Origin of the sequence: Streptomyces cinereospinus (assembly GCF_042430725.1) — a bacterium.
GTDB lineage: Bacteria > Actinomycetota > Actinomycetes > Streptomycetales > Streptomycetaceae > Streptomyces > Streptomyces cinereospinus.
Window position 1 is genome coordinate 115,416 of sequence record NZ_JBHMCY010000003.1, and the last position, 14,603, is coordinate 130,018.

Annotated in this window: 15 protein-coding genes; 3 read left to right on the forward strand and 12 right to left on the reverse strand. The window is 72.3% G+C overall.

All coding sequences use genetic code 11. The features are described 5' to 3' along the window. From ACFF45_RS02355 to glmS, 5 genes are all read right to left on the reverse strand, one after another. The coding region (locus tag ACFF45_RS02355) for an alanine racemase (protein ID WP_381341191.1) at positions 1–332 on the reverse strand (332 nt) is incomplete at its 3' end. Between the two features lie 270 nt (positions 333–602). After that, positions 603–2,042, reverse strand: coding sequence for an NAD(P)H-hydrate dehydratase (locus tag ACFF45_RS02360; protein ID WP_381341194.1), 1,440 nt, complete (start codon positions 2,040–2,042; stop codon positions 603–605). Positions 2,043–2,364: 322 nt separating this feature from the next. Continuing rightward, positions 2,365–2,736, reverse strand: a complete 372-nt coding sequence (locus tag ACFF45_RS02365) for a holo-ACP synthase (RefSeq protein WP_381341197.1) — start codon at positions 2,734–2,736, stop codon at positions 2,365–2,367. Between the two features lie 258 nt (positions 2,737–2,994). Then, on the reverse strand, positions 2,995–3,165 hold the full coding sequence (locus ACFF45_RS02370) for a DUF5670 family protein (protein WP_381341200.1): 171 nt from the start codon (positions 3,163–3,165) through the stop codon (positions 2,995–2,997). A 176-nt stretch (positions 3,166–3,341) separates the two neighbouring features. Beyond that, positions 3,342–5,189, reverse strand: coding sequence for a glutamine--fructose-6-phosphate transaminase (isomerizing) (gene glmS / locus ACFF45_RS02375; RefSeq protein ID WP_381341203.1), 1,848 nt, complete (start codon positions 5,187–5,189; stop codon positions 3,342–3,344). Between the two features lie 177 nt (positions 5,190–5,366). Between glmS and coaA the strand changes: the two genes are divergently transcribed. Then, positions 5,367–6,353: a type I pantothenate kinase gene (coaA, locus tag ACFF45_RS02380; RefSeq protein WP_381341206.1), complete on the forward strand. Its 987-nt coding sequence runs from the start codon at positions 5,367–5,369 to the stop codon at positions 6,351–6,353. 42 nt (positions 6,354–6,395) lie between these two features. Then, the gene (locus ACFF45_RS02385; protein WP_381341209.1) at positions 6,396–7,352 is read left to right on the forward strand and encodes a TIGR00271 membrane domain-containing protein; all 957 of its coding nucleotides are present in this window, start codon (positions 6,396–6,398) and stop codon (positions 7,350–7,352) included. Positions 7,353–7,659: 307 nt separating this feature from the next. Here ACFF45_RS02385 and glmM read toward each other — a convergent pair whose 3' ends face one another. The 4 genes from glmM to ACFF45_RS02405 all read right to left on the reverse strand — a co-directional run bounded on the left by glmM (position 7,660) and on the right by ACFF45_RS02405 (position 10,751). Then, positions 7,660–9,018, reverse strand: coding sequence for a phosphoglucosamine mutase (glmM, locus tag ACFF45_RS02390; RefSeq protein ID WP_381341212.1), 1,359 nt, complete (start codon positions 9,016–9,018; stop codon positions 7,660–7,662). A 211-nt stretch (positions 9,019–9,229) separates the two neighbouring features. Next, complete coding sequence (rpsI, locus tag ACFF45_RS02395; protein WP_381341214.1) at positions 9,230–9,742, reverse strand: 30S ribosomal protein S9; 513 nt, start codon at positions 9,740–9,742, stop codon at positions 9,230–9,232. Between the two features lie 42 nt (positions 9,743–9,784). Further along, positions 9,785–10,228 carry a 50S ribosomal protein L13 gene (rplM, locus tag ACFF45_RS02400; protein ID WP_381341217.1) on the reverse strand — a complete coding sequence of 148 codons (444 nt, stop codon included), beginning with the start codon at positions 10,226–10,228 and terminating at the stop codon, positions 9,785–9,787. Positions 10,229–10,478: 250 nt separating this feature from the next. Then, complete coding sequence (locus ACFF45_RS02405; protein ID WP_381341219.1) at positions 10,479–10,751, reverse strand: hypothetical protein; 273 nt, start codon at positions 10,749–10,751, stop codon at positions 10,479–10,481. A 72-nt stretch (positions 10,752–10,823) separates the two neighbouring features. Between ACFF45_RS02405 and ACFF45_RS02410 the strand changes: the two genes are divergently transcribed. Further along, complete coding sequence (locus ACFF45_RS02410) at positions 10,824–11,708, forward strand: hypothetical protein (RefSeq protein WP_381341222.1); 885 nt, start codon at positions 10,824–10,826, stop codon at positions 11,706–11,708. Between the two features lie 170 nt (positions 11,709–11,878). Here the strand turns inward: ACFF45_RS02410 and truA are convergent, their stop codons facing one another. From truA to ACFF45_RS02425, 3 genes are all read right to left on the reverse strand, one after another. Next, positions 11,879–12,739 (reverse strand): tRNA pseudouridine(38-40) synthase TruA, encoded by an 861-nt coding sequence (gene truA, locus ACFF45_RS02415; RefSeq protein ID WP_381341225.1) that lies wholly within the window; start codon positions 12,737–12,739, stop codon positions 11,879–11,881. Between the two features lie 138 nt (positions 12,740–12,877). After that, on the reverse strand, positions 12,878–13,393 hold the full coding sequence (gene rplQ / locus ACFF45_RS02420) for a 50S ribosomal protein L17 (protein WP_381341228.1): 516 nt from the start codon (positions 13,391–13,393) through the stop codon (positions 12,878–12,880). A gap of 163 nt (positions 13,394–13,556) precedes the next feature. Continuing rightward, on the reverse strand, positions 13,557–14,579 hold the full coding sequence (locus ACFF45_RS02425; RefSeq protein ID WP_003966937.1) for a DNA-directed RNA polymerase subunit alpha: 1,023 nt from the start codon (positions 14,577–14,579) through the stop codon (positions 13,557–13,559). Positions 14,580–14,603: the final 24 nt, after the last annotated feature.

The window sequence follows — 14,603 nt, forward strand, 5'->3', positions numbered from 1 at the left end:
TCGAGGCCCGCCTCGACGCCCGCCCGCCAGGGCCCGCCGGGCGTCCACAGCCAGCACATGATCCGCACGTCCGCCGGGATCCCCTCGGCCCCCCGCAGCGCCAGGGCCTCCTCGGGCGTGGCGGTGCCCAGCCAGCCGGCCCCCGCCGCCACGGCCGCCCGGGCGCAGCGCAGCGCGCCGTGGCCGTACGCCTCGGACTTCACGACGGCCATCAGGGCGGCGCCGGGCGCGTGGGCGCGCAGGGTCCGGACGTTGGCGCGCAGCGCGGCCAGATCGATCTCGGCGCGAGCACGCAGCGGGGCGGTGCTCGGCAGCGGTGCAGTGGTACTCATCGCGCCCAGTGTCTCAGAGGGGTCGGACATCCCTTCGACACCGACCCCACCGGCCCCGGCACCGCACGCCCCCCGTGCACCGCTTCCCCCACGCACACCCGCCCGCTCGCCCGGCCCCTCCACGCTCCCGACCTGCCCCGACACCCGTACGCCCGTACGGGCGTTCGCCCGCACCCGGACGCCCGTACGCCGGTACGCACCCGGACGCCGGTACGCACCCTTCCCCGGCCGTCCCCCGCTCCTCAGCTCAACGGCCGCCAGGCACCCCCGTCACCCCCGCGCAACCCCCCGCCAGGCCCCCGGAATCGCCCCCGCCACGTCGAGCGCCCCCACCGGCGCCCCGTCCGCCGCGAACCGCCCGGCCAGCCCGTGCAGATACGCCCCCACGCTCCCCGCGTCCCGCGCCGACAGGCCCGCCGCCAGCAACGACCCCGCGAGCCCCGACAGCACGTCCCCGCTCCCGGCGGTGGCCAGCCAGCCCGTCCCGGTCGGGTTCACCCGCACGGCCGCCGCGCCCTCCGGGTCGGCCACCAGCGTGGTGGATCCCTTCAGCAGCACGGTCGCCCCGTACCGCTTCGCCAACTCCCGTACCGCCGCCAGGCGGCCCCCCTCGACCTGCTCCCGGCTCACCCCCAGCAACGCCGCCGCCTCCCCGGCGTGCGGGGTCAGCAACGTCGGCGCGCCGCGCCCCCGCACCACCCCGGCCTCCGCCAGCCGCAGCCCGTCCGCGTCCACCAGCACCGGCACGTCGGCCCGCAGCACCTCGGCCACCGTGCCCGCGTCGTCCCCGGCCCCCGGTCCCACGACCCAGGCCTGCACGCGTCCCGCCCGGCGGGGCCCCTGGTCCGACACCAGCGTCTCGGGGAACCGGGCGATCACCGCGTCCCCGGCCGGTCCCACGTACCGCACGGCCCCCGCCCCGCCCCGCAACGCTCCCGCGACCGCGAGCACGGCGGCCCCCGGATACCGGGCCGACCCGGCCGCGACGCCGACGACCCCGCGCCGGTACTTGTCGCTCTCGGCGGCCGGCACCGGCAGCAGCGCGGCCACGTCCGCGTGCTGCAGCGCCTCCACCTCGGCGTCGCCGTCCGGCGGCCGCAACCCGATGTCGACCAGCCGCACCGACCCGGCGTACTCCCGCGCGGGATCGACGAGCAGCCCCGGCTTGTGCGTCCCGAACGTCACGGTGAGGTCCGCCCGGACGGCGGCCCCCCGCACCTCGCCGGTGTCCGCGTCGACCCCGCTCGGCAGGTCCACGGCGACCACGGCGGCCCGCGCCCGGCCGGCGGCCTCCGCCAACGGCACGGCCTCGGCCCGCAGACCGCCCTTCCCGCCGATCCCCACGATCCCGTCGACGACCAGATCGGCCCGCTCGATCAGCTCCCGGGCCCCGGCCACGCCCACGACCCGGCCCCCCGCCCGGCGCAGCGCGCCGAGCCCGCCCTCGTGCGCCCGCTCCGGCGACAGCGGGACGGCCGTCACCCCGGCCCCCCGCCGGGCCAGCCGCGCCCCGGCATACAGCGCGTCGCCCCCGTTGTCCCCGCTCCCGACCAGCAGCACGACCCGGCTGCCGTACACCCGCCCCAGCAACTGGGCGCAGGCGGTGGCGAGTCCCGCCGCCGCCCGCTGCATCAGCGTCCCCTCCGGGAGCCGCGCCATCAGCTCCCGCTCAGCCGCCCGGACCGTCTCGACGTTGTACGCAGTACGCATACGCCCGAGTGTCCCGCACGCCACCGACACCCACCGGCACCGCCGGGCGTCCACCGGTCCCGTCGCACCCGTTGACGCGCGGTCCCCGTCGAGCGCCGTGCGGCTCGGCAGCGAGACGCGCGCACCGGGCGGTGGTGAGCAGGGCGGGGGCGGCGGTGGCCGCGGCGGGCTTGCGGCGGGCGGGGAGTGCGAGGAGTGCGGCTCCGCGTCCGATGGGGGTGGGTCCTCCGCTCGTCGGGGGCGAGCGAAGGCGGTCCGGTGCCGGTCCAGCGCCTGAACGTCACCGGCGCACCGCCCTACGGCATCCCCCTGCGCAACCGGGTCAGCCTTCCGCGATGACCACGGCCGACGCCACGCCCGCGTCATGGCTCAGCGACACATGCCACGACCGCACGCCCAACTCGGCCGCCCGCGCGGCCACCGTGCCCGTCACCCGCAGCCGTGGCCGCCCGCTGTCCTCGACCCAGACCTCGGCGTCGGTCCAGTGCAGACCGGCCGGAGCGCCGAGCGCCTTGGCGACCGCCTCCTTCGCGGCGAACCGGGCCGCCAGCGAGGCGATGCCCCGGCGCTCCCCGCTCGGCAGCAGCAACTCGCTGCGCAGGAAGAGCCGGTCCGCCAGCGCGGGCGTGCGCTCCAGCGACGCCCGGAACCGGTCGATCTCGGCCACGTCGATACCGACCCCGATGATGCTCATGCCGAGCACTCTAGGGCCTGTCGCCCGGCCTGCATGATCCGAACGACCGGCCCTGGGGTGCGAGGCCGGGCGCCGGGATGGAGGCGCTGGTTCCCTTGCGCACCGGCGCCCGGTGCGACGCGGGTGCCCGCCGGGCGGGAAGTGACGCCCGGTTTCACGCGTTCGGCGCACTGTGCCCCCAAGGGGATCACATCGCCCCGGCGGTGGACGCCCGAAGGGCCCGGTCGGTGACCGGGCCCTTCGGGTTCAGCGCCTGCCCTACCAGCGGTACCAGCGGCCGCGCCGGCCGCCTGTGCCGGCCGGCCGGACCACGAAGCCCAGCAGCCACAGCACGATCACGATGACGGCGATCCACCACAGCGCCTTCAGCGCGAAACCGGCGCCGAAAAGGACGAGCGCCAGCAGCAGAACGAGAAGAAGGGGAACCATATCTATCAACCTCCACTTCGGCGAGTTCCCCGCAATCGGGTGAACACGCAACCGAATTCGGCGGTCGACGCACGGTCGCCCGGCGTTCGGCGGTCGCCCGGCTTCCGCGTTTCCCCAGGCATCACCGGCGGCATCACCGTGCCGGCATCACCGCGCCGATCCGGGGAAAAAGGCCCTCACTCCACCGTCACGGACTTCGCCAGATTCCGCGGCTGGTCCACCTCGTTCCCGCGCGCGGTGGCCAACTCGCACGCGAACACCTGCAACGGCACCGCGGCCACCAGCGGTTGCAGCAGTGTCGGGGTCACCGGGATGCGCACGAGATGGTCCGCGTACGGCACCACCGCCTCGTCCCCCTCCTCCGCGATCACGACCGTCCGCGCGCCCCGGGCCCGGATCTCCTGGATGTTGGACACGATCTTGTCGTGGATCACGGACCGCCCGCGCGGCGAGGGCACCACGACCACCACCGGCAGGCCCTCCTCGACGAGCGCGATCGGCCCGTGCTTGAGCTCGCCCGCCGCGAAGCCCTCGGCGTGCATGTACGCCAATTCCTTGAGTTTCAGGGCGCCTTCGAGGGCGACGGGATACCCGACGTGCCGCCCCAGGAACAGCACCGTGTCCTGGTCGGCGAGCGAGCGGGCCAGTTCCCGTACCGGCTCCATGGTGTGGAGCACCTGCTCCACCGCACCGGAGATCCGCGACAGGTCCCGGATCACGTCCTGGATCTCGTCGCCCCATTTCGTGCCCCGTACCTGGCCCAGGTAGAGCGCGACGAGATAACAGGCCACCAACTGCGTCAGGAACGCCTTCGTGGACGCCACCGCCACCTCCGGCCCGGCGTGCGTGTACAGCACCGCGTCCGACTCGCGCGGAATCGTCGAGCCGTTGGTGTTGCAGATCGCCAGCACCCGGGAACCCTGCTCGCGGGCGTGCCGCAGCGCCATCAGGGTGTCCATGGTCTCGCCGGACTGGGAGATGGCGACGACGAGGGTCTGCGGGTCCAGGATCGGGTCCCGGTAGCGGAACTCGCTCGCCAGCTCCACCTCGCACGGGATCCGCGTCCAGTGCTCGATGGCGTACTTCGCGATCAGGCCCGCGTGGAACGCCGTACCGCACGCGACGATGACGACCTTGTCGACCTCGCGCAGCACCCCCGGAGGGATCCGCAGCTCGTCCAGGGTCAGCGAGCCGGACGCGTCGATGCGCCCCAGCAGCGTGTCGGCGACCGCCTTGGGCTGCTCGGCGATCTCCTTGAGCATGAAGGAGGCGTACCCGCCCTTCTCCGCGGCCGACGCGTCCCAGTCGACGTGGTACGAACGCACCTGCGCGGGGCGGCCGTCGAAGCCGGTCACCGTCACGCCGTCCCGGCGCAGCTCCACCACCTGGTCCTGGCCCAGCTCGACCGCCGACCGCGTGTGGGCGATGAACGCGGCGACGTCCGAGGCGAGGAAGGCCTCTCCCTCTCCGACCCCCACCACCAGCGGCGAGTTGCGCCGCGCCCCCACGACCAGGTCCGGCTCGTCCGCGTGCGCCGCGACCAGCGTGAACGCCCCCTCCAGCCGCCGGCACACCAGCCGCATCGCCTCCGCGAGGTCGGCGCAGGACGAGAACTCCTCGGCGAGCAGGTGGGCGACCACCTCGGTGTCGGTCTCGGAGGCCAGGTCGTGCCCGCGCTCGGCCAGCTCGGCCCGCAGGGACGCGAAGTTCTCGATGATGCCGTTGTGGACGACGGCGACCCGTCCGGCGTTGTCCAGGTGGGGATGCGCGTTCGCGTCCGTGGGACCGCCGTGCGTGGCCCACCGGGTGTGCCCGATACCCGTCGAACCGGTCGGCAGCGGCCGCTCCACCAGTTCCTTCTCCAGGTTGAGCAGCTTCCCGGCCTTCTTCGCCGCCGCCAGCCCGCCGTCCGCCAGCACGGCCACGCCCGCCGAGTCGTAACCCCGGTACTCCAGCCGCTTCAGCCCGGCCATCACGACTTCGAGCGCCGACTGCGACCCCACGTATCCCACAATTCCGCACATGACCGGCAGCCTACGGTCCGCCGACTGCCCGAAAAGGCTGACGCGTGCCCAAAATCGGAAATTCCCACGAGGGTACGAACGTACCGGCAGGGCCGCCGGGACACGTGCCGCCGGGTGCGGCGGGCCGCGTGACGGATCCCACCCCACCGTCCGTTCAGACTGCCGTAACAATGGACTGTGATCTCTCCGGTCTCCCCGATGCGGAGCGCCCACCGGCCCCGGCCGGAAGCGACTCCCTACGTCGACCTCACCCGCGCCGAGTGGAGCGCCCTGCGCGAGAAGACCCCCCTGCCGCTGACGGCGGAGGAGGTCGAGAGGCTGCGCGGCCTCGGCGACGTCATCGACCTCGACGAGGTGCGGGACATCTACCTGCCGCTCTCCCGCCTGCTCAACCTCTACGTGCGCGCCACCGACGGCCTGCGAGGCGCCCTCAACACCTTCCTGGGCGAACAGGGTTCCCAGTCCGGCACCCCGTTCGTGATAGGCGTCGCCGGTTCGGTGGCCGTGGGCAAGTCCACGGTCGCGCGCCTGCTCCAGGCCCTGCTCTCCCGCTGGCCCGAGCACCCGCGCGTGGAACTGGTGACCACGGACGGCTTCCTGCTGCCCACCCGGGAGCTGGAGGCCCGCGGCCTGATGTCGCGGAAAGGTTTCCCCGAGTCGTACGACCGCCGCGCCCTGACCCGCTTCGTCGCCGACATCAAGGCGGGCAAGGACGAGGTCACCGCCCCCGTCTACTCCCACCTCATCTACGACATCGTCCCCGGCGAACGGCTCGTCGTGCGCCGCCCCGACATCCTGATCGTCGAGGGCCTGAACGTCCTCCAGCCCGCCCTGCCCGGCAAGGACGGCCGCACCCGGGTCGGCCTCGCCGACTACTTCGACTTCAGCGTGTACGTCGACGCCCGCCCCGAGGACATCGAGCGCTGGTACCTCAACCGCTTCCGGAGACTGCGCGAGACCGCCTTCCAGAACCCGTCCTCGTACTTCCGCACGTACACGCAGGTCTCCGAGGAGGAGGCGCTCGACTACGCCCGCACCACCTGGCGCACGATCAACCGCCCCAACCTCATCGAGAACGTCGCCCCCACCCGGGGCCGGGCCGCTCTCATCCTCCGCAAGGGCCCCGACCACAAGGTGCAGCGCCTGAGCCTGCGCAAACTCTAGGTCCGGGCCGTACGGCGGGGGCGTGGCTGTTAGAAAGGCGTCATGCTGCATCTCCGGGTGATCACGCCGTCCGACAAGACCGACGCCGTGATCCGCGTCATCGAGGAAACCGTCGGCACCACCCATCTGTGCGTGCTGGCGGGCGCCGCCCGCGATCCGGCCGGGGACGTGGTGACCTGCGACGTGGCCCGCGAGGCGGGTGACGAACTGCTCAGCGGGCTGCAGCGGCTGGGCCTGGAGGACGACGGGGCGATCGCGGTCGAGAACGTCGACCTGTCGCTGTCGCACCGCGCCGTGCAGGCCGAGAAGGACGCTCCCGGCGAGGCCGCCGACGCGGTGCTGTGGGAGCACCTGACCGACGCGACGCACGAGGAGTCGGCCCTGTCGGTGACCTACCTCGCGTTCATCACGCTGGCCACGATGATCGCGGCCTGCGGTGTCGTCCTGGACAACGCGATCCTGATCGTGGGCGCGATGGCGGTCGGCCCGGAGTTCGGCCCGCTGGCCGGCATCTGCACCGCCGTGGTGCAGCGCCGGCCCCGGCTCGCGCTGCGCTCCCTGGTCGCACTGCTGGTGGGCTTCGCGGTGGCGATGGCGGTGACGGTGGCCTTCAGCCTCTTCATGGACGCCGTCGGGCTGTTCACGGAGGCGAAGCTGGAGGGCGACCGGCCGCAGACCGGGTTCGTCTACGCCCCCGACTGGTTCTCCTTCGTGGTGGCGGTCCTGGCGGGCGCCGCCGGCACGCTCTCGCTGACCTCCGCCAAGTCCGGCGCGCTGGTGGGCGTGGCCATCTCCGTCACGACCGTCCCGGCCGCCGCCAACGCGGCGGTCGCCCTCAGCTACGGCGACACCGGCCAGACCGTCGGCTCCACCGAACAGCTCCTGCTCAACCTGCTCGGCATCATCCTCGCCGGCACCCTCACCCTGCTGGCCCAGAAGTGGTTCTGGGCCGGACAGCGAGCGGGACGGAAACCAGCGGCGCACAGGAGCGCCGCGTAGGGCGAAGCCCCCAGGCGCCGGCCGGCCGCGCTCCTGAGGCCGACCACCCACGCCCCCGGAGGCCGACCGCGCCGTCCCCTCACAGGCCGACCGCGCGACACCCCACAGGGACCAGCCACGCGACGCCCCCAGGGACCAACCGCACGAAACCCCCCAGAGGCCACCACCGCGACACCCCACAGGCCCGAACCACACGACACCCCACAGGCCCGAACCACACGACACCCCACAGGCCCGAACCGCGCGAGGGGCCGCGGACACCCCGCGGCCCGCCCACGACGTCGACCGCCCGCCCCCGGCCGGGCGCTCAGCCCAGGGCCGACTTCACCGCGTCGGCCAGCCGCCCCGCCACCGACCGGGCCTGCTCGATGTCGGCCGCCTCGACCATCACCCGCACCAGCGGCTCGGTCCCGGAGGGCCGCAGCAGCACCCGCCCGGTGGCGCCGAGCTCCCGCTCCGCCTCCGCGACGGCGGCCGCCAGGTCCGCCGAGGTCCCCACTCGGGACTTGTCCACGTCCGGCACGTTGATCAGCACCTGCGGCAGCCGCTCCATCACACCGGCCAGCTCGCGCAGCGACCGGCCCGACCCGGCGACCCGCGCCGCGAGCAGCAGACCGGTGAGCGTGCCGTCGCCGGTCGTCGCGTGGTCGAGGATGATGACGTGCCCGGACTGCTCGCCACCGAGGGCGTAGCCGTGCTCCTTCATCTCCTCCAGCACGTACCGGTCGCCCACCGCCGTCTGGACCAGCCGGATCCCCTCGCGCTCCATGGCCAGCTTGAAGCCCAGGTTCGACATCACGGTCGCGACGACGGTGCCGGAGCGCAGTGCGGAACGCTCCCGCATCGCCAGCGCGAGCACGGCCAGGATCTGGTCGCCGTCCACCTCCTCGCCGGTGTGGTCCACGGCGAGGCACCGGTCCGCGTCACCGTCGTGCGCGATGCCGAAGTCGGCCCCGTGCTCGGCCACGGCGGACTTCAGCTGCTCCAGGTGGGTCGACCCGCACCCGTCGTTGATGTTCAGCCCGTCCGGCTCGGCCCCGATCGTGACGATCTCGGCCCCGGCCCGCGCGAAGGCCTCCGGCGACACCCGCGACGCGGCCCCGTGCGCCTCGTCGAGGACGATCTTCAGCCCGTCCAGCCGGTTCGGCAGCGCGTCGACGAGGTGGCCGACGTACTGGTCGAGCCCCTCCTGGTACTCCCGCACCCGCCCGACCCCGGCACCGGTCGGCCGCTCCCAGGGCTCACCGCGCCGGTGCTCCTCGTACACGGACTCGATCCGGTCCTCGAGGTCGTCCGGCAGCTTGTGCCCGCCGCGCGCGAAGAACTTGACGCCGTTGTCCGGCATGGCGTTGTGGCTGGCGGAGAGCATCACGCCGAGGTCGGCGCCGAGCGCGCCGGTGAGATACGCCACCGCCGGGGTCGGCAGCACGCCCACGCGCAGGACGTCCACGCCCGCGCTGGCGAGACCGGCGACCACCGCGGCCTCCAGGAACTCCCCGGACGCGCGCGGGTCACGCCCGACCACCGCCGTCGGCCGGTGGCCGGCGAAGGTACCCGCCTCGGCCAGTACATGGGCCGCCGCGACGGACAGGCCGAGCGCCATCTCGGCCGTCAGATCCGCGTTGGCGACACCGCGCACGCCGTCCGTGCCGAAGAGTCGTCCCACTTGTCCTCCTGAAGAAACGTTGATTCGGGTAGCTGCGCGGGTGCGGCCCGAGCACGCGGCTCCCGTGTCCCAGACATGCGCTGCCTGGCCATCCCATCCGATCACACAAGACTTTGAGCGTCTTGTGCCGTTATACGCCTGTGTCTGTGATAAACGAACGCCCCGGCGGCACAGTGGCGTGCCGTCGGGGCGTTCGGAGTACAGCCCGCGATTAGCGCTTGCTGTACTGCGGAGCCTTGCGGGCCTTCTTCAGACCGGCCTTCTTGCGCTCGACCGCACGGTCGTCGCGGCGCAGGAAGCCCGCCTTCTTCAGCGGACCGCGGTTGTTGTCGACGTCCGCCTCGTTCAGCGCACGGGCGACACCGAGACGGAGCGCACCGGCCTGACCGGAGACACCGCCACCGGCGATGCGGGCGATGACGTCGTAGCGGCCCTCGAGCTCGAGCACCTTGAAGGGCTCGTTGACCTCCTGCTGGTGCACCTTGTTCGGGAAGTAGTCCTCAAGGGTGCGACCGTTGATCTTCCACTTGCCGGAGCCCGGGACGATCCGGACGCGGGCGATGGCGTTCTTGCGACGGCCCAGGCCGGCGGCCGGCTGCGGGTCGCCGAAGCGGGAGGCCATGGACTCCGAGGTGTACTCGCCCTCGACGGGGACCTCGGACTCGGTGGTGTAGCTGTCGATGTCAAGCTCTTCGAGCGGCTGCTCGGCAGTGGTCTCGGCCACGATTCTCCTCAGATTCTCTACGGTCTTAGGGGGTGGCCGGACTTACTGCGCGACCTGGGTGATCTCGAACGGAACCGGCTGCTGGGCAGCGTGGGGGTGGTTCTCGCCGCGGTAGACCTTCAGCTTCGTGAGCATCTGACGGCCCAGGGTGTTCTTGGGGAGCATGCCCTTGACGGCCTTCTCGATGGCCTTCTCGGGGTTCTTGTCGAGCAGCTCGTCGTAGCGGACGGAGCGCAGACCACCCGGGTAGCCGGAGTGGCGGTACGCCATCTTCTGCGTCCGCTTGTTGCCGGACAGGTGCACCTTGTCGGCGTTGATGACGATGACGAAGTCACCAGCGTCGACGTGCGGCGCGTAGATCGGCTTGTGCTTGCCCCGGAGAAGGGTGGCGGCAGTGGTGGCGAGACGGCCCAGGACAACGTCCTGAGCGTCGATGACGTGCCACTGGCGCGTCACGTCGCCGGGCTTGGGGCTGTACGTACGCACGGTTCGTAGCCTTCGCTTCGAGTGAATGGTCCTAGACAAGGTCACCGAAACGATCACGACAGCCCTGACCGCACAGCGGTGACGCAAACCGCGTGCTGGTCGCTGGTCATCGGCCCGGTGGACCGGTGTAAGGGCCCGTCCCGTGAGAATGAGCAAGCCAATACACAACGAACAGGCAGGATACCCGCGGCGTGTGCACGCGGTCAAAACGGGTGCGCCGCGACCCGGGCAGCCTGCCGCGCGCCCCATTTCACGGCCTGCCGCCGCCCCTCCCCCCGGAGCCCGCCCGCCCGCGGCACATGGTCACGGCCGCCGCACAGAACGCGAGCGCCCGCCGCCCCCTCCCGCGCACCCGCGCGGAGCAGCACCGCACCACGACCAGCAGCAGAAGGTCGTACGACGGTCCCGCCGCCCGCGGCCCCGAGAGCAGCGTGCCGGCCGCGATCTCGACGAGCAGCCCCCTCGGGCCGCCCGCGCCCCTTCGTACCAACCACCCACAGATGCCGTATTTGCCCGTGCTCATGAGCGAACGCTAGGGCTTCCAGGGCTCGTTGAGACGGACCAGCACACCCTCGGCCCGTCTAAACTGCGCCTCATGAGCTATGGGCAGGGGGGACCCCAGTCCCAGTGGGATCCCTGGAAACCGCATTCGCAGCAGCCCTGGAACAGCGGCGGCACCGACCAGACGCCGGACTGGGCCGCGCTCGCCGAGGCCTCCGAGGCGCGCAACAAGCGGCGCAGGCTGCTGTTCATCGGCGGCGGCGCGCTCGCGACCGTGGCGGTGGGCACCGCCGTCGCGGTGGCCGTCGTCTCCGCGAACGGCAACAGCCAGGCGTCGAACAACCCGACCTCCCAGCTGCCCGCGACCGCCGGCATCCCGAGCGAGTCCGCCCCGCCGGCCCCGTCCTTCGCGCCGACCAGCGCCCCGCCGCCGCTGGACCCGAAGGACTTCGTCGCCAGCAAGGCCAAGGACACCGCCCCGCTCAGCGCCACCGGCCTCTTCCCCGGCACCCAGCTGACCATGGGCGAGACGGTCTACAGGAAGGGCCCGACGGCCGACACCAGCAGCTGCGCCACGGCCGCCGCGGGCACGCTCCCCGGGGTGCTCACCGCCAACGGCTGCACCCGGATGCTGCGCGTCACCTACACCAAGGACGGCATGGCCGTGACGGTCGGCGTGGCCGTCTTCGACACCGAGGCGCAGGCCGCCAGGGCCAAGCAGCAGGCCGACAGCAAGAGCATCGTGGAGTCCCTGTCCGGCGGCGGCGTCCAGGCCTTCTGCAACGCCGCCGTCTGCCGTTCCACCACCAACTCCTACGGCCGCTACGCCTACTTCACCCTGGCCGGCTTCACCAACGGCAACGACGTGACCACCAAGGACACGGCCGTCTTCGCCATCGGCGACGACCTGGCGGAGTTCGCCTTCCGCCAGATCCGCCGCCGCGGCGAGGCCCAGGCATCGGCCGCGGCGAACGAGTAGCCGGCACCAGGGGGTGCTGCGAGAGTCCCGCACAGCACCCGCGGCGCCCGGCACGCCCTCTCGCCGCACCGGCCGAAGGCCCAAGTACGTCCCGTACGAGGGCTTTGTCCGGCACGCCGAGAGCACGCACCGGACACCGCGGGCACCGCACAGGACCGTCGAAACACCCCCTAGCAGCACCCCGCGGCACCCGGCAGCGACCGCTTGTTCCGCGCCTCCTTGTTGCGCGCCGCCAGCTGGTCGTCCGCCGGGTAGCCGACCTCCTCCAGCGTCAGCCCGTGCGGCCGTACGACATGCACCGCCGAGTCCCGTACGCCCGCCGCGAGCACCTTCCCCGGCCAGTCCGGCGGGCGGTGCCCGTCGCCCACGAACAGCAGCGCCCCGATCAGCGAGCGCACCATGTTGTGGCAGAAGGCGTCGGCCCGCACGGTCGCGGTGATGATCCCGTCGCCGCCGCGGACGAGGCTCAGCTCCTGCAAGGTGCGGATGGTGGTGGCGCCCTCCCGCTTCTTGCAGTAGGCGGCGAAGTCGTGCTCCCCCAGCAGCCCCCGCGCCGCCTCGTTCATCGCGTCGACGTCCAGCGGCCAGTCGTGCCAGAGGACGTGGCCCCGCAGCAGCGGGTCGACCCCGCCGGGGTTGTCGGTGACGCGGTAGGCGTACCGGCGCCAGACGGCCGAGAACCGGGCGTCGAAACCGGCCGGAGCCTCCCGCAGGGCCCACACCCGCACGTCCCTGGGCAGCCGCCCGGCCAGCCGCTTCAGCAGCTTGCCCGCCTGCTCCGCCCACACCTCGCGCGGCAGGTCGACATGCGCCACCTGCCCCCGGGCGTGCACGCCCGCGTCGGTCCGCCCGGCCACGGTCAGCTCGTACGTCGTGTCCCGCGACCGCGTCACCGTCCGCAGGGCGTCCTCGATCTCCCCCTGCACGGTCCGCCGCCCGCCGGCCTGCTTGGCCCACCCGGAGAACTCACTGCCGTCGTAGGACAGGTCAAGACGGACACGGACGTACCCGGGCTCTGCTTCGTCACTCACCCAGAGATCCTCTCAGCAACACACAGGCGGGCCCGCCCCCCGGAAGGGAACGGGCCCGCCCACGCCCCGAGGGGCGCGGGAACTGCGCGACGGGCCACGAAGCCGCACCCGCCGACGAAACAGTCCCCGGCGGAACGCTTACGCGTCCTTGGACTCCTCGGCCGGAGCCTCCGCAGCCTCGGACTCCTCGGCCTTGGTCTCCTCGGCCTTGGTCTCCTCGGCCTTGGCCTCCTCGGACTCCTTGACCGCACGCTTGGTGGCGGCCTCGGCCTCACCCGTGGCCTGCTGCGCGACCGTCAGCGCCTCGACCAGCTCGATGACAGCCATGGGCGCGTTGTCGCCACGGCGGTTGCCGATCTTGGTGATGCGGGTGTAGCCACCCGGACGGTTCTCGTAGCGCGGGCCGATCTCGGTGAAGAGCGTGTGGACGACGCCCTTGTCCGTGATGACCTGGAGCACCTGACGGCGGTTGTGAAGGTCGCCCTTCTTCGCCTTGGTGATCAGACGCTCGGCGTACGGGCGCAGGCGGCGGGCCTTCGCCTCGGTCGTCGTGATCTTGCCGTGCTCGAAGAGCGACTTCGCGAGGTTCGCGAGGAGCAGCTTCTCGTGCGCGGCGCTGCCGCCCAGACGGGCACCCTTGGTGGGCTTCGGCATGGTTCTTCTCCTGTGTGTCTGCCCCGGCCGTACCAGGTACCGGGGTCAGTATCCGAGCGGGCGGTCGCCCGTCGGAGATCCGGTCACTTCTCGGCGCCGGAAAACCCGCGCCCCGAGGAGCGCGGGGAACTGCGCGGCCGGCCCCGAGGGGCCGGCAGCCGGATCAGTACTGCTCGGTCTCCACGAAACCGGCGTCAGCGTCGTCATCGGCACCGAACGCGTCGGCCGCAGCGGTCGGGTCGAATCCGGGCGGGCTGTCCTTCAGGGCCAGGCCCATGCCGGCCAGCTTCGCCTTGACCTCGTCGATCGACTTCGCGCCGAAGTTGCGGATGTCGAGCAGGTCGGCCTCGGAGCGGGCGACGAGCTCACCCACGGAGTGGATGCCCTCACGCTTGAGGCAGTTGTACGACCGAACGGTGAGCTCCAGCTCCTCGATCGGCAGCGCCAGGTCGGCGGCGAGCGCGGCGTCCGTCGGGGACGGACCCATGTCGATGCCCTCGGCGTCGATGTTCAGCTCACGGGCCAGGCCGAACAGCTCGACCAGGGTCTTGCCGGCGGAGGCCATGGCGTCACGCGGACGCATCGCCTGCTTGGTCTCGACGTCGACGATCAGCTTGTCGAAGTCGGTGCGCTGCTCGACACGGGTGGCCTCGACCTTGTACGTGACCTTGAGCACCGGCGAGTAGATGGAGTCGACCGGGATCCGGCCGATCTCCTGGCCCACCTGCTTGTTCTGCACGGCGGAGACGTAACCGCGACCGCGCTCGACGGTCAGCTCCATCTCCAGCTTGCCCTTGCCGTTGAGCGTGGCGAGGACCAGGTCGGGGTTGTGCACCTCGACACCGGCCGGGGGCGCGATGTCGGCGGCGGTGACCAGACCCGGGCCCTGCTTGCGCAGGTACATCACGACCGGCTCGTCGTGCTCCGAGGAGACGACCAGCTGCTTGATGTTGAGGATCAGGTCGGTGACGTCCTCCTTGACGCCCGGCACGGTGGTGAACTCGTGCAGGACGCCGTCGATGCGGATGCTGGTGACGGCGGCACCGGGGATCGACGACAGGAGGGTACGGCGGAGAGAGTTGCCGAGGGTGTAGCCGAAGCCCGGCTCCAGCGGCTCGATCACGAACCGGGAGCGGAACTCGTCGACGACCTCTTCGGTCAACGAGGGACGCTGAGCGATCAGCATGTGTGGATCAGATCCTTCAGTCGT

What these genes read in the sequence shown, in the direction of transcription:
- ACFF45_RS02365 (WP_381341197.1), bottom strand. Translation starts at nt 2,736, where the DNA reads ATGAGCATCATCGGGGTCGGTATCGACGTGGCCGAGATCGACCGGTTC.
- ACFF45_RS02370 (WP_381341200.1), bottom strand. Translation starts at nt 3,165, where the DNA reads ATGGTTCCCCTTCTTCTCGTTCTGCTGCTGGCGCTCGTCCTTTTCGGC.
- ACFF45_RS02360 (WP_381341194.1), bottom strand. Translation starts at nt 2,042, where the DNA reads ATGCGTACTGCGTACAACGTCGAGACGGTCCGGGCGGCTGAGCGGGAG.
- ACFF45_RS02405 (WP_381341219.1), bottom strand. Translation starts at nt 10,751, where the DNA reads ATGAGCACGGGCAAATACGGCATCTGTGGGTGGTTGGTACGAAGGGGC.
- rplQ (WP_381341228.1), bottom strand. Translation starts at nt 13,393, where the DNA reads ATGCCGAAGCCCACCAAGGGTGCCCGTCTGGGCGGCAGCGCCGCGCAC.
- ACFF45_RS02425 (WP_003966937.1), bottom strand. Translation starts at nt 14,579, where the DNA reads ATGCTGATCGCTCAGCGTCCCTCGTTGACCGAAGAGGTCGTCGACGAG.
- glmS (WP_381341203.1), bottom strand. Translation starts at nt 5,189, where the DNA reads ATGTGCGGAATTGTGGGATACGTGGGGTCGCAGTCGGCGCTCGAAGTC.
- ACFF45_RS02410 (WP_381341222.1), top strand. Translation starts at nt 10,824, where the DNA reads ATGAGCTATGGGCAGGGGGGACCCCAGTCCCAGTGGGATCCCTGGAAA.
- ACFF45_RS02385 (WP_381341209.1), top strand. Translation starts at nt 6,396, where the DNA reads ATGCTGCATCTCCGGGTGATCACGCCGTCCGACAAGACCGACGCCGTG.